This window comes from Enterococcus sp. H57, from assembly GCF_003112495.1.
GTDB lineage: Bacteria > Bacillota > Bacilli > Lactobacillales > Enterococcaceae > Enterococcus_B > Enterococcus_B faecium.
The window spans coordinates 43763-67368 of record NZ_BEHC01000015.1; the positions used below are offsets into that span (position 1 = coordinate 43763).

The following is a 23606-nucleotide window of genomic DNA, read 5'->3' on the forward strand; positions in this document are numbered from 1 at the left end:
AAAGCTGTTTTCGGCTTCGAGATATTCTGTCTTTTTTAATTGCAAATGGAAAGAGTATCATTGTACGGATTTCGTTTGTTGGTTATTTTTGTTTTTAAGGAAAAGTTGTGTCCGATATTCTTTTGGAGAAATCCCTTGTTTTTTCTTAAATAAATAACTGAAATAGTTAGGGTCATTATAACCAATTTCAAAAGCAATATCTGAAATACGATAGTCTGATTGCTGCAATAATTTTTTTGCTAATTCGATTCTTTGTTCTGTCAGATAATCGATGAATGTTTGGTTAAACGATTGAGAAAAAATCGTACTGAAATGAGAGGGACTTAATGCAACTTGTTGAGCGACCCAAGTTAAGGACATATCTGGATCGGTAAAATTTTCTTTGATAAAATCCAATGCATGGTTCAAAATTGGCTGATATTTGTTCCTTGAAGGCTGTGAGGGCAGAGCAGTTAAGAAAGAAATGAACATATAAACTGTCGAACGGTAAAGCGAGTCGTCGGCGCTGATTGCTAAGCGTTGACTGGTGGATGTGCAATGAACCATTTCTTGCGGGATTTTCTTTTCTTTCAGGCAGACATGCTGGAGTAGCTTAGTCAAGACAAATAAACGATATAATCGTGTTCGAGTTGGTGTGCCTTGTGGTTTCGTCAAGTGTTCGATGTACTTAGATACTTCGTTTTTCGATAATGAAGACAAATCAAGTGAGAGGTCAAAGTAAAAGACAGAATCAACTGGAAGTTTCGCTTCTTGAATCAAATCCTCATAGCTGATAATTTGTTCTTTAAGGGAACTGGCGGTTTCAAGTATCATCTGCGTGATCTCAAAAGATGCAGGTAATTCGCTGATTCTTTCTGCGACAGGACCAATGGCGACAGAAAAATTATTTTTTTGTCCCTTTTCTAATTCATGGACCAACGTTTGGGCTACCTGATAACTGGTCTCGATCACATTTTCTTCAAGAGAATCAACTATTAAAAATTTGATGAATCGAGAGGAAACAGCAGAGAAGATCACTTGTTGATTCTCCCTAAATAAAAACTTTAAATAATCACTGAGATGAGCGTAATCTTCAAAGTCTGTACTAACTTGGTTTGCTGCTAATAATACGGTCATTTTTTTCCCTGCTAAAGAGCGATTGAAAGATTCAGCAAGTTTCAATGTTTCACTGATCGTAAGTGAGCCTTTGAACAAACCGTTCAAGAAATGATTTTTTTTCAATTCGAAAACAAGATCAGAAGAAGTGTGCGTTTCTTTTTGCTGCAAATCTAAAGTAGTTACTGCTTTTTCTATTGCTTGTTTCAATTCGTTACTTTTAATCGGTTTAAGCAGATAATCATCTGCCTGTACCTGGATTGCTCCTTTCATATAATCGAAATCGTCGAATCCACTAATAAATATGAGACGAGTCCAAGGAAGTAGTTTCCTTGCTTCTTTTGAAAAAGTCAACCCGTCCATGAAAGGCATTTGGATATCAGTCAGAATGATGTCGGGCTGTAAGTCGATAATTGAAGACAGTGCCATCTCACCATCTCCAGCTTCGCCGACATAAGTGATTGGATAATAAGAACCAAGGACAGTTATTTGTTCCCGCAAGTTATTGCGAATGAGGTATTCGTCTTCGATGATAAAAACTTTATACATGTTTGTTTCCTCCAATTGTTTTGGGAGATAGAGGGATCATCAGTGTGACAGTTGTTCCTTCTCGGTATTTGCTGTCAATCGTGATAGGTTTTTGATCATTTCCGTAATAAAGAAGGAGACGCTTGTTTACGTTGTAAAGTCCGTAGCCGATACTGAAATCTGAATCGATCCCTTTGGCTAACTCTTTACGTATTTCTGCCAGTTTTTCTGCAGGGATTCCAATCCCGTTGTCTATGACTTTGAATTGGATCATCTCATCGATTTTGCATGCGGTAATACGAATAAATCCTTTGTGACGGACGTACTTCGTTCCATGGTACACAGCATTTTCAATCAATGGCTGCAAGATCATTTTTAAAATAGAAACAGGAAAAAGTGTTTCTGGTATATCGATCTTATAGTCAAGCATATGGCCGTATCTTATTTTTAAGATGACTAGATAATCATTGATATGGCTAATTTCTTTTTCAAGAGGAATCCAGTCTTGTCCTTTGCTTAAAGACGTACGAAAAAAGCCGGAAAGTGCATGGGTCATAGTCAGAGCTTCTTCAAAGCAGTCTTGTTCGATCAAAGAAATAATGGCATCCAAACTGTTATAAATAAAATGGGGAGTAATCTGAGCTTGCAATACACGAACTTCACTTTGTGCTAAATGGTATTGTTTCAAAGCGTTCTCCCGTAAAGACTGGTTTAGATCTTCCGCCATTTTATTCATGCTAGCGGTAAGTGTTTGTAATTCCAGTGTTTCCGGCAGGGTTAAACGAAAGCCAAGGTTCCCTGAAGAAAGTTGTTCTGACATCTCGATCAGCTGATTGATCGGTTCTTGGACCTTTCTCTCTAAAAAGCGACGATTCTTTTTCGCATAGAAAAAAATGGTACTAAGAACTCCAAGTTCCACTATTGTTAATAGAATGAGCGAGCGGACAAGTGTCGTATTTTTTTTGCTTGCTAAGTCGATCTCCACACGAACAAAATCTTGTAAGATATCTGACAGCAGTTGAGTGACAGAATCTACCTGATTGATGATCTCTTCATTGGTATCCATAAAATCTTTTGCCAAGATATTATTGATCAGCTCGTTTTGATAATCTTCCAGTGTATCGATCGTACGTAGCGATACATCTAACGTACTAATTTCTTTAAGTGTATTTGTATTATTTTTGATCTCTCGAATATCATTCCTAAGTTCTTCTAGGATATTTTCCTCATTGAACTCATCTACGGTTACTTGGCCAGAAATCAAGTCCCACATACTTTCCAAAACTTTTTGATCAACCTTCAAAGCAATTGCATCTGCTTTTTGGATATTTGCGATCGTCTGTTGATAAATCAAAAGCTGTTGCGAATATAACAGTATGCTCAGTAGCAAAGGGATAACAGCAAATAGAAGCATGGCTTTGTTTGCTTGGGCAAAAATCTGTTTTATGCTTAAATTTTTTGTCATGATACTTCTCCAGTCAATAATTTCTGGTTGGGATGTTAGCTATATTCTGCTGGGAAAAGACAGTCTCGGAAATAAAAATATCTTTAGGTAATGTTTTTCCTGTTTGAATATTTCCAAAATAACGAGTAACGGTATTGGCTATATACCAGCCGACATCAGGTTTACACTCGACTACACAATTGACGATTCCTGAGCGTAGCTTCTCGATCATATCTTCTTGTCCATCAATCGTTACAATGATCAAATCTTCTCCAGGTTTGATTGATGTTTCTTTTATCGCAGCTAAAGCACCGTGAGTCATTTCATCACTATGGCTGTATAATACATCGATTTCGGATAAATCATTTGTTTCTAAATATCGTTTCATCTGGTCTTTTCCTTTCATCCGAATAAAATCACCGACAATTCGGTGAACAATAGTCATCGGAGGTTTATGGTCGATGGTTCCATCTTTTTTTAGGGTTGGTTTACGATTGATTGATTCCAAAAATCCTTCGGAGCGTAGCTTGGTCGGTGTGGAGTTCTCTGAACCAGCAAGTTCTAGGATTCTGATTTCCTGTTTCTTTGAATTTGTGAAGTGATTGCTGACAAATAAACCCGCCCGATTTCCTTCTGCTTTGAAACTGGGGCCAATGTGGGTGACGAAAAGCTCGGGATCATTCGTTTGAATATGTCTGTCGACAAGTATGACAGGGATCCCTGCTCGCTTTGCTTCTTTTAATACAGAGTCCCACCCGGATTCTTGCAAAGGAGTAAAAATGATCATATCCACTTTATAGGCAATGAACGTCCGTATATCTTGGATTTGCCGTTCCTGATTCATGTAGCCATTTCGGTAGAGAACTTGGTAATCTTCTTTTTCAAGCGCAGTGATAATTGATTCAGTATGCTTTTTCCGCCAGCTACTCTCCGTTCCTGATTGCGAAAAACCAACGACTAGTGGGTCAGGTGCTTCCTTTGTATTAGGTGTACACCCCATCATTTGGTAAGCGATTACAACAAGGGCTAAAAAAAATAAAACACGTTTCACTTTAAATCACTCCATCTGGATTTGTTAGTACTATCTTATCAGATAAAAGGGAAAATCAAAGTCAAAAGGAATCAATCGAAAAAAATCCAAGAAACTTAAAAAAATCCAAGACAAAAAAAGTACACCTAAAAAATTTAAAGTAAATCCCATAAAAAAATCAATGTTAACGCTTTCTTTATTAGCTATACTCGGTGTATCAATTGAAATGGGGGATAAAAAATGAAAAACAAATTTAGAAAGATTGTTGGGAGTATCGCTATTTTGACCGCAAGCATTCTATTAAGTGCGTGTGGCAATTCAGGATCTGCAGATGATAGTACGGGGTATGTAGGAATCGCTATGCCGACCAAATCAGCAGAAAGATGGATCGCTGATGGGAACAACATGGTCTCGGAATTAGAAAAACTGGGTTATAAAACAGATCTTCAATATGGAGAAGATAAAGTAGAAAATCAAGTAGCACAAATCGAAAATATGATTACAAAAGGGGTAGATACACTTGTGATTGCTTCTATCGATGGTTCGGCTTTAACTGATGTGTTAGCTAAAGCAAAAGAAGCAGATATCAAGGTGATCGCCTATGATCGTTTACTGATGAATTCAGAAAATGTCGATTATTACGCGACTTTTGATAATTTTGGAGTAGGTGTATCGCAAGCAGCTTATATTGAAGAGCACTTAGGATTGAAAGAAGGAAAAGGACCATTCACGATTGAATTATTTGGTGGCTCGCCTGACGACAACAATGCACTAATTAATTACAACGGAGTGATGTCTGTTTTACAACCATATATGGACAACGGTCAGTTGGTTGTGCCATCTGGACAGACGAGTTTCAGTCAAATCGCTACGCTTCGCTGGGATGGTTCTACGGCGCAAGCAAGGATGGATAATCTGTTAAGCGCAAATTATACTGACCAAACATTGGATGCTGTTTTGTCGCCATATGATCCAATAAGTTTAGGGATCATTTCGTCATTAAAAGGCGTGGGGTATGGGAGTGAAAGTAAACCTTTACCTGTGATTACTGGACAAGATGCGACAGTTGCTGGCGTTAAATCGATCATTGCCGGGGAACAAACACAAACGATCTTTAAAGACACACGTATCTTAGCAAAAAATACGATTGAAATGATCAAAGCAATCAGTGATGGAGAAGAGGTCCCGGTCAACGATACTGAAACTTATGATAATGGGGTGAAAACTGTCCCTACGTATTTAGCAAATACAGTATCTGTCGATAAAGATAATTATCAAGCAGAGCTGATCGACACCGATTATTATAAAGAATCCGATCTGAAAAATTAAGAGGAACCAAACAAGGAACTAAAGAGATCTAAGTCAGAGAGAGGATAAGAATTATGGCGGATTGTATTTTAAAAATGGCAGATATCACCAAAAAATTTTCTGGAATCCGAGCGTTAGATTGCGTGAATCTGATGATTGAACGTGGGGAAATCCATGCATTGTGCGGAGAAAACGGAGCGGGAAAATCAACATTGATGAATGTCTTGAGCGGCTTGTATCCATATGGCTCCTATGACGGGGAAATCTTTTATGATGGAAAGCTGTGTCAATTTAAAGATTTGAAAGATAGTGAAGAAAAAGGCATCGTCATCATTCATCAAGAATTAGCACTAAGTCCTTATCTTTCAATAAAAGAGAATATTTTTCTCGGAAATGAACAAGCAGAAAGAGGCGTGATTGATTGGGAACTGACAGAAAAGAAAACGTATGAACTGCTGAATAAAGTCGGTTTGTCTATCGACCCGAATCTTCTAGTATCCCAGATTGGCGTAGGGCAACAGCAATTAGTTGAAATAGCTAAAGCATTATCAAAATCCGTCCGTCTGTTGATTTTGGATGAGCCTACCGCTGCATTGAATGAAGAAGAAAGCGCGAATTTGCTGAGATTGATCCGAGAGTTGAAAGAGCAAGGTGTAACCTCCATCATTATTTCACATAAGCTGAATGAAATCGTGGATATCGCAGATCGAATCACCATTTTACGGGATGGACAGACGATTGAGACACTAGAAAATGAAATGATCAGCGAAGAGCATATTATTCGCGGGATGGTGGGCAGAGATTTAGTTGATCGTTATCCTGAAAGAAAACCGGATATTGGAGAAGTTTATTTTAAAGTAGAAGACTGGACGGTCTATCACCCTCTTGATCATGAGCGAATCATAAATGACCACATCAACTTGCATTTGAAAAAAGGAGAGATTGTAGGAATAGCTGGACTGATGGGAGCGGGCAGAACTGAATTCGCTATGAGTCTATTTGGACATTCTTATGGAAGCAAGATATCCGGACGTATATTAAAGGAAGGGGCAGAGATATCAGTTAAGACCGTTCCTTCAGCCATTGCAAACGGACTCGCTTATGTCTCGGAGGACCGAAAATCTTTAGGACTGAATCTGCTGATGGATATTCGGGAAAACGTGACGCTGAGCAGTTTGGATAAAATAAGTCAAAAAGGAGTATTAGATAAAGAAAAAGAAGTAACTGAGGCAGAAAATTTCCGGAAAAAGATGCGTATAAAAACAAACTCCATCCATCAAATTGTCAGTAGTCTTAGTGGTGGGAATCAGCAAAAAGTCGTTTTATCCAAGTGGCTGATGACACAACCCGATATTCTTTTTTTGGATGAGCCAACCCGTGGGATAGATGTTGGGGCAAAATATGAGATCTACACGATTATCGAAGAAATGGCAGCAAATGGCAAAGCTGTCTGTCTTATCTCTTCTGAACTTCCTGAAATATTAGGGATGTGTGATCGAATCTATACGATGAACGAAGGACGTATTACAGGAGAAGTCTCGCGAGAAGATGCAGATCAGGAAGTCTTGATGAAATTAATGACGAAAGAAGAGGTGGGTTAAGTTGGAACAGGCAAAAAATCTTACGGATAAAAAAGAGAAAAAACTAAATTTGAAAAGTAGAGCAGCTGATCTTTTTGGTCGCTACAGCATGGTGATCATTTTAGCGGGACTACTTATTGCGTTTCAATTGATGACGGATGGTATTTTCTGGCGTCCATTGAATATAACTAACCTTGTTCTGCAAAATAGCCATATATTAGTACTAGCTGTAGGGATGTTATTAGTTGTGCTCTTAGGTCATGTGGATTTGTCGGTAGGGTCAGTGATGGCGTTTGTTGGTGCAATTGCGGGCATGATGATGGTCAATCGCCAAATGAACCCGTGGATGACAGTTATCGCATGTCTTGCAGTAGGCGGGCTGATCGGCGCATGGCAAGGTTTTTGGGTAGCTTATGCAGGGATACCGGCGTTTATCGTGACTTTAGCAGGATTGCTGATGTTTCGTGGACTGACACAAGTTGTTCTAGGAGGCCAATCTCTAGCACCTTTTCCAGCTGTTTTCCAAAAAATGTCTACGGGTTATTTACCAGACTTAAGCGAAGGAAGCAGCCTTCACTTCTTGACATTGATTTTAGGAATGATCATCACGATCGTGTTAGTTGTTGGTCAATGGCGAACAAGAAATCGTCGGAAAAATCATTTATTTGAAGTGGAATCTCCAGCAGCTTTCTTGGTAAAGGCGGTATTTACAGCAGTCGTTGTACTAGGAATAACTTATATCTTTGCCTCTTATCAAGGGTATCCGATTATTTTGATCATTCTTGGTTTGATCGTTGCAGCATATGGGTTTTTGACAAATAAAACAGTAGCAGGTCGACAGATTTATGCGACGGGCGGAAATCGAAAAGCGGCTGAACTATCAGGGATCAAAACAAAGCGAATCACGTTCTGGGTATTCGTCAACATGGGAGTCATGGCAGCTTTAGCTGGATTAGTTTTAGCTGCTCGATTGAATGCGGCAACACCTCAAGCAGGTACATCGATGGAACTGGATGCAATGGCGGCAGTATATTTTGGTGGTGCTTCGACTTCCGGCGGCATTGGAACAATCATGGGTGCGATTGTCGGTGGCTTGGTCATGGGTGTATTGAACAATGGCATGTCGATTTTAGGCGTCGGGGTAGACTGGCAGCAGGCAATCAAAGGATTGATCTTGCTTTTAGCCGTTGTGTTAGACTTGTATAATAAGAAAAAACGAACAACGTAGGAGAACGCCGGTTATTCAGAAAAAAGACTGTGACAAGACATTTGTCACAGTCTTTTTTTTGCTAAAAGCGAACATTCATTGTTTCGTTTGTATAGACTAAAAATAATATATGTTTTTTTACCATTCGTATAAATTCTCTTTTTGCTCTTGATTTTTTTGCTTAATTGAGTTAAATTACATAGGGCGCTAAAAAAAGCCTTGATTAAATTAATAATGTTCGTGTTTTGCTGGATGTGAACATCAGGAGGATAATGTAATGAAAGTATTTGATTACGAAGATATTCAATTAATTCCTAATAAATGTATCGTAAATAGCCGTTCTGAATGTGATACAACGGTCACATTAGGTAAACATACATTCAAAATGCCAGTAGTGCCTGCCAACATGCAGACGATTATTGATGAAACAATCGCAGAATTCTTAGCGGAAAATGGTTATTTCTATATCATGCATCGGTTTGATGAAGCAGCTCGAATTCCGTTTATCAAAAAAATGAAAAAGCGTGGATTGATTACCTCAATCAGTGTTGGCGTCAAGAAAGAGGAATATTCCTTTATAGAGAAGTTGGCAGAAGAATCGCTAAATCCTGATTATATCACTATCGACATCGCACATGGACATGCTAACTCAGTTATTGATATGATTCAGCATATTAAAAAATATTTGCCTGAAACTTTTGTGATTGCCGGTAATGTTGGTACACCGGAAGCCGTCCGTGAATTGGAAAATGCGGGCGCAGATGCAACAAAAGTCGGGATTGGTCCAGGAAAAGTATGTATTACAAAAATCAAGACAGGCTTTGGGACTGGAGGCTGGCAACTGGCAGCTCTTAGATGGTGTGCGAAAGCAGCTCGCAAGCCGATCATCGCTGACGGTGGGATCAGAACACATGGCGATATTGCAAAATCTGTCCGTTTTGGTGCGACAATGGTCATGATTGGTTCATTGTTTGCCGGTCACGAGGAATCTCCTGGCGAAACAAAAGTCGAAAATGGAATCGTGTATAAAGAATACTTTGGTTCTGCTTCAGAATTCCAAAAAGGCGAAAAACGAAATGTTGAAGGAAAGAAAATCTGGATCCAGCATAAAGGATCTTTGAAAGATACACTAGTGGAAATGCAACAAGACCTTCAATCATCTATTTCTTATGCTGGAGGAAGAGATCTGGAAGCCATTCGAAAAGTTGACTATGTCATCGTGAAAAATTCGATTTTTAATGGAGACACAATCTAAAAAATAAATAAAATATTAGGATGTTGTGAAAAAGTTGTCCTGCATTAAGTAATAAGAACAGCCAAACAAAAATAGTTCTTTATATGTTTTGTTTGGCTGGACTTATTATCGCAGATACAAGCTTTTGAACATCATTATTCAGAATAAGGGACTGTGATAAGACTTTTGTCACAGTCCCTTATGTTTTGCAAAAAAAGTTTTTCTTTTTTCTCGTAAATTCGGTAAAATCAAAAGAAAAAATAGACAATAGAAAAGAGAAGCTTATGTGGGAAAAAGTAGAGAAAAAACAAGGACCGATTTATCGTCAAATCATGGAACAGATTATGAGAGAAATCGAAAACGGAAGGATCAATCCTGGAAGTCAACTTGAATCAGAACGAAAACTAGGGCAACTTTTTGGTGTGAATCGTTCCACCGTTGTCCATGCATTGGAAGAGCTTAGGGAGCTTGGGGTACTAACGAGCAAACGTGGCAGCGGATGGTTTGTTAATCAGACTGAATGGGGGAAATTCGCTGTTCCAAGAATCGATTGGCGGCAAATGATCTCTCCTCGTTATGAGCAGATGGACTGGTATGAGCAAAAAATAAGAGAAGCAAAGCAGATCCAAAAAACATCGTTTCTTGATTTATACGCTAGCGAGATGCCAGATGAGCTTTTGCCGAATTTTGAGTTTCCTTCTTATTCTCTTGAAGAAATCTTAGCGGAAGAAAAAGAAATGGATCTTTTAGGCTATACTCCGTTACGTAACAAAATCAAACGGTATTTGGAAAGTAAATTTGAATTGGCATTTTCCCCCAACCAGCTTCTTGTGACTGGTGGCGGTCAGCAAGCAATCTTTTTGATTTTACAAACGATTCTTTCAGCTGGAGAGGGGATAGCTGTAGAGTCACCTTCTTTTTTTTATCGATTACCTCTTTTCAAAGCTTCAGGAACGCGTTTATTTGGGATACCGATGGATGAAGAAGGGATCGACTTAGAAAAACTGAAAGAATCGATCCATAAAAATAAATTGAAAGCAGTGCTTATCAACCCGAATTTTCAAAACCCTACAGGAAAAGTGATGAGTCAAAAACGACGAGAAAAGCTAGTAGAATTGTGTCGACAGTATCGGCTTCCAATTATTGAAGACGATGTATTTACGGATCTTTCATTTCTAAATCAAGAAGAAGTCCTTCCTATACGAACGATTGATCCGGATAATGTGTTATACGTCGGTTCGTTATCTAGGGTTTTAGGAAAAACAACGAAAATCGGTTGGGTGATAGGACCTGAGACTTTTATCTCGCAACTAGCTCAAGCGCAAGAAATGATGGAGTTTTCGATGAATATCCTTACACAAATCACAGTGGCTAATGTATTTAATGAAGCAATTGATTTGAAAATGCAAGATGTAAGAAAAAAGTTGAAAGAAAAAAGCCGACTGATAAGCGCTTGGGGAGATTCACAATCGTTTTTCAAGCTTCATTCAATTTTAGGTGGTTACTATGCCTGGATTACTTGGGATGGGAAAAAACTAGACCCCGAACTAGCAGAAAAAGTAGTAGATATGGGTCTTGGAATTGCACCAAGTCTACTTTTTGGGCAAGATATAAATGGAATCAGAATCAATTACAGTAGGCTGGATGAAACCCAAATACCGTTGTTTTATTCAAAGATGAAAATTCTAGAAAAGTGGTTAACAGAATAATTTAACAAAGTAAATAGATTAAAGAATATAACAGCTTGGATTTAAATTTCAAGCTGTTTCTTTTTTTTCGGAAAAAGAATACGATATAAAGAAACTAAGAAAAAACCATTATTTGTACGTCCGTTCACGATGTGTAAATAAAATAAATATTTGCAACAAAACTGTATAACACCAACGTTTCTAAATAGAAACAGATGGTTGTAAGTTTGATTAGAAAATAGAAAAAATGCAGATGAAATATAAAACGCTTTCCTTATTGTGATTATATTCACTAATGCTGTTAATATGCGGATTGGCATAATTTCCTTTCATCGTGAAAATTTGTGCTTTTAGCTTGTATTTCTCATAAATCCATGATAATTTATTAATGAAGACGGTTAAATAGTGATACAGTTTTATTCACTGTTTCAATCGCAGAATGAAGAGATTTTCTTATAGATGAGAGAGGAATGTGTGACAAATGGCAAACAAAAAAGCACCGATCGACTTCCAAGCACTGCTAGATGAAGTCAATGCAGATTTCCCAGTATATCAAGCACTTGATCAAGATGGAAACGTAGTTAACAAAGATTTAGTACCTGATTTATCCGATGATGAACTCGTTGAATTAATGACTCATATGGTATGGTCTCGTGTATTAGACCAACGTTCAACAGCGCTGAACCGCCAAGGACGCCTAGGCTTTTTTGCACCAACTGCTGGACAAGAGGCAAGTCAGCTGGCTAGTGCTTACGCATTTGATAAAGAAGATGTTCTTCTTCCAGGTTATCGGGATGTACCTCAACTAGTAAAACATGGTTTACCTTTATCTCAAGCTTTTTTATGGTCTAGAGGACATGCTGCAGGTAATTCTTATCCGGAAGAATTGAAAGCTCTACCACCACAAATCATCATCGGTGCACAATATGTACAAGCAGCCGGTGTTGCATTAGGTTTGAAGAAACGAAACAAGAAAAATGTCGTCTTCACTTATACTGGTGATGGCGGTTCATCACAAGGTGATTTTTACGAAGCAATCAATTTCGCTGGCGCTTACCATGCAAATGCCGTATTTTATATCCAAAACAACGGGTATGCGATCTCTACACCTCGTGAAAAACAAACTGCAGCAAAAACACTTGCACAAAAAGCTGTCGCAGCTGGGATTCCTGGTATTCAAGTCGATGGAATGGATCCGCTTGCAGTATATACTGTATCTAAAATGGCACGGGAATGGGCAATCAGTGGAAATGGACCAGTCCTAATCGAAACACTGACTTATCGTTATGGACCACATACACTATCTGGTGACGATCCAACCCGCTACCGTACAAAAGACACAGATGACGATTGGCAGAAAAAAGATCCATTGATCCGCTTCCGTAAATATTTGACGGAAAAAGGACTTTGGTCTGAAGAAAAAGAAGAACAAGTCATCGAAGCAACTAAAGAAGAAATCAAAGCAGCTATTGCTGAAGCCGACAAAGTACCAAAACAGAAGGTTTCAGATTTCTTGAAAAACATGTTCGAAGTATCTCCACAATCAATCAAAGAACAAATTGCAATTTATGAAGCGAAGGAGTCGAAATAATCATGGCACAAAAAACAATGATCCAAGCAATCACAGATGCCTTAGCACTTGAACTAGAAAATGACGAGAATGTCGTTGTTTTTGGTGAAGATGTTGGGAAAAACGGAGGAGTTTTCCGGGCAACTGAAGGATTGCAGGAAAAGTTCGGAGAAGACCGAGTATTCGATACTCCTTTAGCTGAATCTGGAATCGCAGGATTGAGTTTCGGTCTTGCGTTAGAAGGATTTCGTCCAGTTCCTGAAATCCAATTCTTTGGTTTTATTTTCGAAGCAATGGACGAAGTAGTAGCTCAAATGGCTCGTACAAGATATCGAATGAGCGGCACTAGAAATCTACCCATCACAATTCGTTCGCCATTTGGTGGCGGTGTTCATACACCAGAATTGCATTCGGATAATTTAGAAGGTTTGATCGCTCAGTCTCCTGGTATTCGAGTAGTGATTCCTTCCAACCCTTATGATGCAAAAGGACTATTGATTTCTTCTATTAGAAGTAACGATCCGGTTGTTTTCCTAGAACACATGAAACTATATCGCTCATTCCGAGAAGAAGTGCCGGATGAAGCTTACGAAGTTCCTTTGGATAAAGCAGCAGTTACTCGTGAGGGAACAGATGTATCTATTATCACATACGGAGCAATGGTGCGTGAAGCAATCAAAGCAGCAGACAATCTTGCAAAAGAAAATATATCTGTTGAAATCATTGATCTTCGTACAGTTGCGCCATTAGATGTAGAAACGATCATTCAATCCGTGGAAAAAACTGGTCGCGTAGTTGTTGTCCAAGAAGCACAACGACAAGCGGGCGTTGCCGCGCAAGTAGTTTCTGAGATCTCAGAACGCGCTATCCTTTCATTAGAAGCCCCAATCGGACGAGTTTCTGCACCTGATACAGTCTTCCCATTTGGACAAGCAGAAAATGTCTGGTTGCCAAATGCAAAAGATATCGAAGACAAAGTAAAAGAAATCGCGGAATTTTAAGAAAAGAAGGGACGAAACAAAGTCATGGCTTATCAATTTAAATTGCCGGATATCGGTGAAGGAATCGCAGAAGGTGAAATCGTCAAATGGTTCGTCAAACCAGGAGATACGATCAATGAAGATGATACATTACTAGAAGTTCAAAATGACAAATCAGTAGAAGAAATCCCGTCACCTGTTACAGGAACGGTTAAAAATGTGATTGTTCCAGAAGGTACCGTAGCAAATGTTGGGGATGTATTAGTAGAAATCGATGCACCAGGACACGAAGACAATGAAGGGGACAGTGGTGTAGCCGCAGAATCCCAAACTCCAGCTAAACCGGCTGCTGAACCCACTGTTGATACAGAATCAGCTGGATCGTCAAGCGAAGGAGTCTTCCAATTTAAGTTACCGGATATCGGTGAAGGAATCGCAGAAGGTGAAATCGTCAAATGGTTCGTCAAACCAGGAGATACGATCAATGAAGATGATACGTTACTAGAAGTTCAAAATGACAAATCAGTAGAAGAAATTCCGTCACCTGTCACAGGGACAGTTAAAAACGTGATTGTTCCAGAAGGCACTGTAGCAAATGTTGGGGATGTATTAGTAGAAATCGATGCTCCTGGACACAATAGTGCACCGTCAACTAGTGCGCCATCAGCTGAAGCACCAAAAGAAAAAGTGGAAACATCAGGTTCAGCAAGTGTCGTTGAAGCTGCCGATCCAAATAAACGTGTATTGGCTATGCCATCTGTTCGTCAATTTGCCCGTGAAAAAGATGTAGATATCTCACAAGTAACTGCAACTGGAAAAGGTGGCAGAGTAACAAAAGAGGACATCGAAAACTTCTTGGCAGGAGCTCCAAGCAGCGCACCAGCGAAATCAGAAGCGCCAGAAGCGGCAACTCCGAAAGAAGCAGCTCCTGCAGCAGAAAGCAAACCCGCTGAACCAGCAAAACCATTCAAGTCCAACTTAGGAGATTTGGAAGAGCGTGTAGCAATGACACCAACACGTAAAGCTATTGCTAAAGCAATGGTCAATAGTAAGCATACAGCTCCACACGTGACATTGCATGATGAAGTAGAAGTGTCTAAACTATGGGATAATCGGAAACGATTCAAAGAAGTAGCTGCTGCAAATGGTACGAAACTTACTTTCTTGCCATATGTCGTGAAAGCTTTAACAGCGACTGTTAAGAAATACCCAGTATTAAATGCATCTATTGACGATGCAAACCAAGAAATCGTTTATAAACATTACTACAATATCGGTATTGCAACAGATACGGATCACGGATTATATGTACCAAATGTAAAAGATGCAGACCGCAAAGGAATGTTTGCTATTGCAGATGAAATCAATGAGAAAGCAAAATTAGCTCATGACGGCAAACTATCTGCAGAAGATATGCGCAATGGAACAATTACGATCAGCAATATCGGATCTGTAGGTGGCGGTTGGTTTACACCAGTCATCAACTATCCAGAAGTAGCTATTTTAGGTGTAGGAACGATTGCGCAACAACCAATCGTAAACGCTGAAGGCGAAATCGTTGTCGGTCGTGTGATGAAACTATCACTAAGTTTTGATCACCGTATCGTAGATGGAGCAACTGCGCAACAAGCAATGAACAATATCAAACGTCTTTTAGCTGATCCAGAGCTATTAATGATGGAAGGATGATAAACAAATGGTAGTTGGAGATTTTGCTGTAGAATTAGATACAGTTGTAATCGGTGCGGGACCTGGCGGCTATGTAGCTGCCATCCGTGCTGCTGAAATGGGACAAAAAGTAGCAATCATTGAAAGAGAATATATTGGCGGTGTTTGTTTGAACGTCGGCTGTATTCCTTCAAAAGCATTGATAGCTGCGGGACACCATTATCAAGAGTCACTAGATTCCGAAATGTTTGGAGTAACTAGCGAAAATGTCAAACTAGATTTTGCGAAAACACAAGAATGGAAAGAAAACAAAGTTGTCCATACGTTGACTTCTGGTGTTGGTTTTCTATTAAAAAAACATAAGGTTGAAACAATCGAAGGCGAAGCGTTCTTCGTAGATGATCACACACTACGCGTCATTCATCCAGATTCAGCTCAAACTTATTCGTTCAATAACGCAATCATCGCAACAGGTTCCCGTCCAATCGAGATTCCAGGATTTAAATTCGGCGGACGTGTGTTAGATTCTACTGGCGGATTAGCATTGAAAGAAGTACCTAAGAAATTTGTGATCATCGGTGGCGGTGTGATTGGTGCCGAATTGGGCGGAGCGTACGCAAACTTAGGAGCAGAAGTAACGATTCTTGAAGGCTCACCACAAATTTTACCAACTTACGAAAAAGATCTCGTAAAATTAGTAGAAGATGATTTCAAGAAAAAAGGTGTAACAGTCGTAACGAATGCGATGGCAAAAGAAGCAGTCGATAACGGTGACAGTGTGACAGTGAAATATGCAGTGGACGGGAAAGAAGAATCTGTTACTGCTGACTATGTGATGGTCACTGTAGGACGTCGTCCAAATACGGATGATATGGGCTTAGAACAAGCGGGTGTCGAAGTAGGAGAACGTGGATTGATCACAGTAGATAAACAAGGACGTACGAACGTACCTAATATCTATGCCATCGGTGATATCGTTCCAGGGGCGGCATTAGCGCATAAAGCTAGTTACGAAGCAAAAATCGCTGCTGAAGCAATCTCTGGCAAAAAAGTAGCTGTAGATTATAAAGCAATGCCAGCAGTTGCCTTTACTGATCCGGAATTGGCTTCTGTAGGTATGACAATCAAAGAAGCAAAAGACGCAGGTATCGAAGCGAAAGCATATAAATTTCCATTCTCAGGGAACGGTCGAGCATTATCGCTAGGTAAAACGGAAGGATTCATCCGTTTAGTCACGACGATCGAAGATAACGTGCTTATTGGCGCGCAAATCGGTGGAGTCGGCGCAAGTGATATGGTCTCTGAATTAGCTTTAGCAATCGAATCAGGAATGAATGCTGAAGATATCGCCTTGACGATTCATCCTCATCCATCTCTTGGCGAAATCGTCATGGATGCTTCGGAATTAGCATTAGGTTTACCAATCCATATTTGATTTGAATAATACAGGCGAAACGCAACTGAAAAATCAGTTGCGTTTTGTTTTTTAGAATTATCAATAATATTATTATGTAAACTTAAAAATATGACAACTTCTTGGTTTATTACCACTTCCTATGCTACACTGAAGAGGAATATGAAATAGGAGAGTTGAAGATGCAAGAATATCAGTATCCACTTGATTTAGATTGGACAACAGACGAAATGGTCATTGTAATGAAGATGTGGGAAGATCTGGAACGTGCGAATGAAAAAGGGATAAACAATGAAGCTTTTTTGAAGACTTATCAGCAGTTTAAAACTGTTGTCAAATCCATTGGTGAGGAAAAACGATTGGGACGGGAATTTGAAAAAGCTTCCGGTTATTCTTTATATCGTACAGTGCAGCAAGCAAAAAAAAATCCAAACAAAACTTTGAGAATGAACGGGTGAGATAAATGGAACAGATGATTGATCATATCAAGTCCTGGCTTGAAGAAGCTGGTGAGAAAATCAAATCTTCTCAACAAACATTAACAATCTCGCAAAAATCAAATCGAACGGATCTAGTAACAAATGTCGATCGAAACATCCAGAATTTTCTAATCGAAAAAATCCATTCCTTTGATCCAGAGGCGAAAATATTGGCAGAAGAAGAAGGGTGTAATCAATTATCGGATCTCGATGGAAGAGTCTTTATCATCGATCCTATTGATGGCACCTTGAATTTTGTGATTGAAGGGGAAAATTTTTGTATTATGCTCGCTGTTTATGAATCCGGCGTTGGAAAGCTTGGTTTCATTTATGACGTGATGAGAAATGAACTTTTTTGGGGTGGAAAAGGAATAGGCGTGTATAAAAATGATGAGCCATTGCCTAGACCAGCAAATAAATCCTTATCGGAAGGCTTACTTGGTGTGAATAGTTATCTTTTCGGTCATAATAAATATGGAATCCGAGAAATTGCGGAAAGCAGCATGGGGACACGTATGTACGGATGCGCTGGTCTTGAACTAGTGGCAATCTTGAAAGGAAACCACATTGCTTATATTTCAAACCTTAGCCCTTGGGATTATGCAGCGGGAAATGTCTTATTGGAAGAGTTTGGTATGGTAACAAGCGGTCTTTTTGGTACTCCTTTGACATTTGAAAAAAGGGAATACTATTTAGCAGGGACTTCTTGTGCATATGCAGAAATCGCAGACCTTTTGAAAAAAGAAGGCTGAAAAAAGGTAGAAATCATTCACAAAAATGATAAAAACGGGCAAAAGATTAATTTTCTCGAAAAAATGAAAACATTTTACTATATTTCATGAAAAAAGTCTGCTATAATTAGCAGTCGAGTAAAATTTGCCCTGTCATAAAGAACCAATAAAAAAGGAGTTAGTTACATTGAATTATAGAAACGATATCCGTAACGTCGCAATTATTGCCCACGTTGACCACGGAAAAACAACATTAGTTGATGAACTATTAAAACAATCAGATACATTAGACGCACATACGCAATTGCAAGAACGTGCGATGGACTCAAATGCGCTAGAAAAAGAACGTGGTATCACGATTTTAGCCAAAAACACAGCTGTAGACTATAAAGGAATTCGCGTAAACATCATGGATACTCCAGGACACGCGGACTTCGGTGGCGAAGTAGAACGGATCATGAAAATGGTTGACGGCGTTGTGTTGGTCGTAGATGCGTATGAAGGAACAATGCCTCAAACACGTTTTGTATTGAAAAAAGCACTGGAACAACATATCACACCAATCGTTGTCGTAAACAAGATTGACAAACCTTCTGCTCGTCCTGAGCATGTCGTAGATGAAGTTCTTGAACTATTCATCGAATTAGGAGCAGATGATGATCAGTTAGACTTTCCTGTGATTTATGCATCTGCACTAAATGGTACGTCAAGCTTGTCAGATGATCCAGCAGATCAAGAACCAACCATGGCACCTATTTTTGATACAATTATTGAAAAAATCCCTGCTCCTGTCGATAACAGCGACGAACCATTACAATTCCAAGTTTCATTACTTGACTACAACGATTATGTAGGTCGTATCGGAATCGGACGTGTATTTAGAGGAACAATCAAAGTAGGAGACCAAGTAGCATTAATTAAATTAGACGGAACAGTTAAGAAATTTCGTGTAACGAAATTATTTGGTTTCTTTGGACTAAAACGTCTAGAGATTCAAGAAGCAAAAGCTGGAGACTTGATTGCTGTCTCAGGTATGGAAGATATCTTTGTCGGTGAAACAGTTACTCCTGTGGATCATCAAGATGCGTTACCTATCCTTCACATTGACGAACCAACATTGCAAATGACTTTCTTAGTTAATAATTCACCATTTGCCGGTCGAGAAGGTAAATTCGTAACCGCTCGTAAGATTGAAGAACGTTTGATGGCAGAACTTCAAACAGATGTATCCTTACGAGTTGAACCAACAAACTCTCCAGATGCATGGACAGTTTCTGGTCGTGGAGAATTGCATTTGTCTATCTTGATTGAAAACATGCGCCGTGAGGGATACGAATTGCAAGTATCTCGTCCAGAAGTTATTGAAAAAGAAATCGACGGTGTAAAATGCGAACCGTTTGAACGCGTGCAAATCGATACACCAGAAGAATATATGGGTAGTGTTATCGAGTCCTTGAGCTTACGTAAAGGTGAAATGCAAGATATGGTCCATACAGGAAACGGACAAATCCGTTTGACATTCTTAACACCTGCCCGAGGTTTGATTGGTTATTCAACTGAATTCCTTTCAATGACACGTGGTTACGGAATCATGAACCATACTTTTGATCAATATCTGCCAATGCTTCCTGGTCAAATTGGCGGACGTCACCAAGGGGCGCTTGTTTCGATCGATACAGGAAAAGCAACGACTTATTCTATCATGAGTATCGAAGAACGCGGTACAGTCTTCGTAGAACCAGGTACAGAAGTATATGAAGGAATGATTATCGGGGAAAACAGCCGTGATAATGATTTGACTGTCAACATCACGAAAGCAAAACAAATGACAAACGTACGGTCTGCTACTAAAGACCAAACATCTGTCATCAAAAAACCAAAACAATTGACGTTGGAAGAATCTTTGGAATTCTTGAATGATGATGAGTATTGCGAAGTAACACCAGAAAGCATTCGCTTGAGAAAACAAATTTTAGAGAAAAATGCTCGTGAAAAAGCATCTAAAAAGAAAAAATAATCTGTAAAAGGATGAAGAGAGAAACCAGCTTGTTATAAAAAATAGCTGGTTTCTTTTTTTGTCCAACTCTTTTCTGTGGAGAAGTCATCTTTGTCAATGGACATAAATTCAGAAAATACGCCAAAAGACGTTTAAAAGACTTTTAAAAAACTTATTTCTAGAGAGTTTTTGTTTCATAACAAGATAATGTTTCACGAAAGGAGATCAACTTGTCCTTCGAAGAAAATCGAAGTAAAATGGCAAGAGAAAGGAGCGGGAAGATGAACGACTTATTAAAACAATACTTTGGCTATGATGAGTTTAGACCTGGTCAAAAAGAAATTATCCAGAAAGTCATTGATCAGGAAAATGTATTAGGAATCATGCCTACCGGAAGTGGGAAATCAATCTGTTACCAGCTTCCAGCTTTACTATTAGATGGGCTTACTGTGGTTGTGTCCCCTTTAATCTCTTTGATGAAGGATCAGGTGGACGCGGCGAATCAATTAGGTATACCCGCCACTTTTATCAATAGCTCGTTAGATGGTTACGAAACAGCTAGACGCTTCCAAGAAATCGATAGACAGCAGTACCGTTTACTTTATATCGCTCCTGAACGTTTTATCATGCCAGATTTTATCCAAGCAATGAAGCGATGGAACGTCCGTATGATCGCTATTGACGAGGCACATTGTATCTCTCAGTGGGGGCATGATTTCCGCCCAAGTTATTTACAGATGGCGAACCAGCTAGATCAACTGCCAAATCGTCCTGTAATTGTTGCTTTGACAGCTACAGCGACTGTGCAAGTAGCTGCTGACATAAAAAGACTTTTAAAAATTCCAGAAAACAACCATATTCAGACTGGTTTTGAACGAGAAAATCTACGATTTCAAGTAATTAAAGATCAAAAAAAAGAACAATATCTAATCGAATATTTAAAGATCAACAAAAATCAATCTGGTATCATTTATGCAGCAACGAGAAAAGAAGTAGACCGTCTCTATCATTTGCTTAAAAAATTCGATTTTTCCGTGGGTAGATATCATGGTGGTCTAAATGAGAATGAGCGAACAGAAATGCAAGAAGCCTTTTTATACGATCGCTTGCAGCTGATTGTAGCGACAAATGCATTTGGTATGGGTATAAATAAAAGCAATGTCCGTTTTGTTATCCATTATCAAATTCCTGGCTCTCTAGAAGCATACTATCAGGAAGCTGGTCGGGCGGGAAGAGATGGTCTTTCCAGTGAAGCCATCCTGCTTTTCTCTCCTCAAGATATCCAAGTCCAAAAGTTTTTTATCCAGCAGTCCCAAAGAGAAGAAGGGCAAAAGCAAAAAGAATATGAAAAATTAAAAGCGATGACAGAATACGTGTATATTGAGTCCTGTCTTCAGCAATACATCCTAAACTATTTTGGCGAGACAAGCAGTCCGTGCAACCGTTGTGGTAACTGTTTAGATGACAGAGAAATAGTAGAAGTAACGACAGAAGCACAGATGGTTCTTTCTTGCTTAAAACGTATGGGTGAGAACTATGGTAAACAAATGCTGATGAAAGTCTTAGCAGGATCGAAAGAACAAAAGCTGCAAGCTTTAGGTTTTGGACATTTATCTACCTATGGACTGATGAAAAACCAATCGCAAAAAGAAACGATGCAGTTAATTGAATATTTGATATCGAATGGCTATCTTCTGACCATCAATGGTGAGTATCCTGTTTTGAAAGTAACAGAAAGAGGGATACAAGTATTGAAAGGACAAGAATCTGTTTATCGAAAGGAACCCAAGAAAGTCCAGCAGCTATCGGATGAAGAAACCGATACACTATTTGAAGTGCTGCGGGAACTGCGAACGGATCTAGCATCAGAAGCAGGCGTTCCCCCGTATGTCGTATTTTCAGATTCCACATTGAAAGAAATGAGCCGAATACGTCCATCAAGCAGATTGGAGATGCTTCAGATAAAAGGGGTTGGCCAAAGCAAGCTTGATAAATATGGCGAAGCCTTTTTATCTCGGATAAAAAATGCGGACTCTAACGTTCTGGATAAGTAGAAAGAACGAATACGTAAAAATGAATAAAAACAACTGGTTAAATCTGTTTTTTTTGCTCCTTATGAAAATCAAATATGTTATAATTAAGGAATTAGAATGGGAGGTAAGCACAGATGGATTCTTTGTCGAAAAAACTTGCGATCCAAGTATTAAATGATGAAGCAGAACGGATCAAACGATTAATCCGAAATCAAAACAACAGTCTCTGTATCTCACAATGCAAAGCCTTCGAAGAAGTGGTAGATACACAGATGTACGGCTTTTCCCGGCAAGTCGGTTTTGCTGTCCGTATAGGAGTAATCGGAAAGAACGAGGGCCAGCTGATGTTAAGTGAGCTAGAACGAGAATTGAATCAGTTATATAGTGAGGTTTACCAAGAAAATTATGATAAAAAAGAAGTTGGCAAGGAGGAATAGACTTGCCTAAGAAAGTGAAAAAAAGGCATCTATTAGACTATAGCATCTTGATTCCCTATTTAATTTTATGTGTATTGGGATTGATCATGGTATATAGTTCTACGTCGTATCTATTATTAGAAAACGGACAAAATCCGTCCGCATCAGTCATTAACCAGAGTATTTTTTGGGTGCTTAGCTTGATTGCTATCGCACTACTTTATAAAATGAAAACAGATGTTTTGAAAAACCAGCGTTTGATCATGGCAGCCATCGCAGTTTTGACGATTTTGCTGCTGATTGTTGTGTTTTTTGGTAAGGAGATCAATGGGGCGAAAGGTTGGCTGCAAATTGCAGGATTCTCGATCCAACCTGCCGAATACCTAAAAATCATTTCTATCTGGTACCTGTCTCTGACTTTATCTAAAAGACAAAACAGTGTACAAAAAGATTTTCTTGGGACTGTGAAACGTCCACTTGCAATGGTTATCGGACTTACTGCATTAGTCGCTATTCTTCCCGATTTTGGTAATGCGGCAGTTATCTTTTTGATTATTTTGGTTCTGCTTTTAGCCAGCGGAATCAATTATGTGTATACTTTGATTGTAGGAGTAGGAGGCTTTTGTCTAAGTACTTTTACGATCTGGCTGATCAATATCACAAACGGAAAGATCTTACCTGGACGTTTACAGTATATCTATAATCGATTTGCTATTTACCAAAATCCTTTCTCAGACGAATTAAATAAAGGGCATCAACTAGTCAACGGCTACTATGCCATGTTCAACGGAGGACTATTTGGCAGGGGATTAGGTAACAGTATCCAGAAAAAAGGATTTTTACAAGAAGCACAAACCGATTTTATTTATGCAATCGTAGTGGAAGAACTGGGAGTGATTATGGGGATTTTGATATTAGCGTTGCTATTCTTTATGATTGTGCGCATTTTCCTTGTAGGTATCCGTTCAAAAGATCCGTTCAATTCGCTTTTGTGCATTGGGATCGGCGCAATGTTTTTGATCCAAGTATTTGTCAATCTTGGAGGAATTACTGGTGTTATTCCTTTGACAGGGATCACGTTCCCATTTTTAAGTCAAGGAGGCTCCAGTTTGCTGATGCTTTCGATTTGTGTCGGCTTTGTCCTCAACATCAGTGCGGATGAAAAACGCAAGAGCTTAGGTTTATAATAAAAAAAGATGTAGGAG

General features: G+C 39.1%; 19 protein-coding genes. 15 read left to right on the top strand and 4 right to left on the bottom strand.

The window, feature by feature from the left end; all coding sequences use genetic code 11:
- Positions 1-57: 57 nt before the first annotated feature.
- The 3 genes from DIZ30_RS04925 to DIZ30_RS04935 are packed head-to-tail and all read right to left on the bottom strand — an operon-like array spanning position 58 to position 4118.
- The gene (locus DIZ30_RS04925; protein WP_109023122.1) at positions 58-1644 is read right to left on the bottom strand and encodes a response regulator; all 1587 of its coding nucleotides are present in this window, start codon (positions 1642-1644) and stop codon (positions 58-60) included.
- On the bottom strand, positions 1637-3088 hold the full coding sequence (locus DIZ30_RS04930; RefSeq protein WP_002295478.1) for a sensor histidine kinase: 1452 nt from the start codon (positions 3086-3088) through the stop codon (positions 1637-1639). The genes DIZ30_RS04925 and DIZ30_RS04930 overlap by 8 nt, the downstream gene beginning before the upstream one ends.
- Positions 3089-3101: 13 nt before the next feature.
- Positions 3102-4118, bottom strand: a complete 1017-nt coding sequence (locus DIZ30_RS04935; protein WP_002300388.1) for an ABC transporter substrate-binding protein — start codon at positions 4116-4118, stop codon at positions 3102-3104.
- 219 nt (positions 4119-4337) lie between these two features.
- Here DIZ30_RS04935 and chvE point away from each other — a divergent pair, with 219 nt between their 5' ends.
- From chvE to DIZ30_RS04965, 5 genes are all read left to right on the top strand, one after another.
- Positions 4338-5426, top strand: coding sequence for a multiple monosaccharide ABC transporter substrate-binding protein (chvE, locus tag DIZ30_RS04940; protein ID WP_002298998.1), 1089 nt, complete (start codon positions 4338-4340; stop codon positions 5424-5426).
- A gap of 53 nt (positions 5427-5479) precedes the next feature.
- Entirely contained in the window at positions 5480-7006 is a 1527-nt protein-coding gene (mmsA, locus tag DIZ30_RS04945) for a multiple monosaccharide ABC transporter ATP-binding protein (RefSeq protein ID WP_002287995.1), read from the top strand.
- A gap of 1 nt (position 7007) precedes the next feature.
- The gene (gene mmsB, locus DIZ30_RS04950; protein WP_109023123.1) at positions 7008-8213 is read left to right on the top strand and encodes a multiple monosaccharide ABC transporter permease; all 1206 of its coding nucleotides are present in this window, start codon (positions 7008-7010) and stop codon (positions 8211-8213) included.
- A 256-nt stretch (positions 8214-8469) separates the two neighbouring features.
- A complete protein-coding gene (guaC, locus tag DIZ30_RS04955; RefSeq protein WP_002287992.1) occupies positions 8470-9447 on the top strand; it encodes a GMP reductase in 978 nt (325 codons plus the stop codon).
- A 263-nt stretch (positions 9448-9710) separates the two neighbouring features.
- Entirely contained in the window at positions 9711-11135 is a 1425-nt protein-coding gene (locus DIZ30_RS04965) for a PLP-dependent aminotransferase family protein (protein WP_002298994.1), read from the top strand.
- Positions 11136-11176: 41 nt separating this feature from the next.
- On the opposite strand, the gene DIZ30_RS13915 is transcribed toward DIZ30_RS04965, so the two are convergent.
- Complete coding sequence (locus tag DIZ30_RS13915; RefSeq protein ID WP_073460623.1) at positions 11177-11434, bottom strand: hypothetical protein; 258 nt, start codon at positions 11432-11434, stop codon at positions 11177-11179.
- Between the two features lie 161 nt (positions 11435-11595).
- On the opposite strand from DIZ30_RS13915, the gene pdhA reads away from it, so the two are divergent.
- The 10 genes from pdhA (at position 11596) to DIZ30_RS05020 (ending at position 23588) form a co-directional block, all read left to right on the top strand.
- Entirely contained in the window at positions 11596-12705 is a 1110-nt protein-coding gene (gene pdhA, locus DIZ30_RS04975; RefSeq protein ID WP_002289692.1) for a pyruvate dehydrogenase (acetyl-transferring) E1 component subunit alpha, read from the top strand.
- 2 nt (positions 12706-12707) lie between these two features.
- Positions 12708-13685 carry an alpha-ketoacid dehydrogenase subunit beta gene (locus DIZ30_RS04980; RefSeq protein ID WP_002289688.1) on the top strand — a complete coding sequence of 326 codons (978 nt, stop codon included), beginning with the start codon at positions 12708-12710 and terminating at the stop codon, positions 13683-13685.
- 24 nt (positions 13686-13709) lie between these two features.
- Entirely contained in the window at positions 13710-15353 is a 1644-nt protein-coding gene (locus DIZ30_RS04985; protein WP_002300399.1) for a dihydrolipoyllysine-residue acetyltransferase, read from the top strand.
- 7 nt (positions 15354-15360) lie between these two features.
- Positions 15361-16767, top strand: coding sequence for a dihydrolipoyl dehydrogenase (lpdA, locus tag DIZ30_RS04990; RefSeq protein WP_002289686.1), 1407 nt, complete (start codon positions 15361-15363; stop codon positions 16765-16767).
- 161 nt (positions 16768-16928) lie between these two features.
- The gene (locus tag DIZ30_RS04995; RefSeq protein WP_002292206.1) at positions 16929-17204 is read left to right on the top strand and encodes a UPF0223 family protein; all 276 of its coding nucleotides are present in this window, start codon (positions 16929-16931) and stop codon (positions 17202-17204) included.
- Positions 17205-17209: 5 nt separating this feature from the next.
- Positions 17210-17977: an inositol monophosphatase family protein gene (locus DIZ30_RS05000; protein ID WP_002295483.1), complete on the top strand. Its 768-nt coding sequence runs from the start codon at positions 17210-17212 to the stop codon at positions 17975-17977.
- 166 nt (positions 17978-18143) lie between these two features.
- Complete coding sequence (typA, locus tag DIZ30_RS05005) at positions 18144-19973, top strand: translational GTPase TypA (RefSeq protein WP_002288735.1); 1830 nt, start codon at positions 18144-18146, stop codon at positions 19971-19973.
- 260 nt (positions 19974-20233) lie between these two features.
- Positions 20234-22006 (top strand): DNA helicase RecQ, encoded by a 1773-nt coding sequence (gene recQ / locus DIZ30_RS05010; protein ID WP_002288736.1) that lies wholly within the window; start codon positions 20234-20236, stop codon positions 22004-22006.
- 113 nt (positions 22007-22119) lie between these two features.
- Entirely contained in the window at positions 22120-22422 is a 303-nt protein-coding gene (locus DIZ30_RS05015) for a YlaN family protein (RefSeq protein WP_002298990.1), read from the top strand.
- 2 nt (positions 22423-22424) lie between these two features.
- The gene (locus DIZ30_RS05020) at positions 22425-23588 is read left to right on the top strand and encodes an FtsW/RodA/SpoVE family cell cycle protein (RefSeq protein ID WP_109023124.1); all 1164 of its coding nucleotides are present in this window, start codon (positions 22425-22427) and stop codon (positions 23586-23588) included.
- Positions 23589-23606 lie beyond the last annotated feature (18 nt).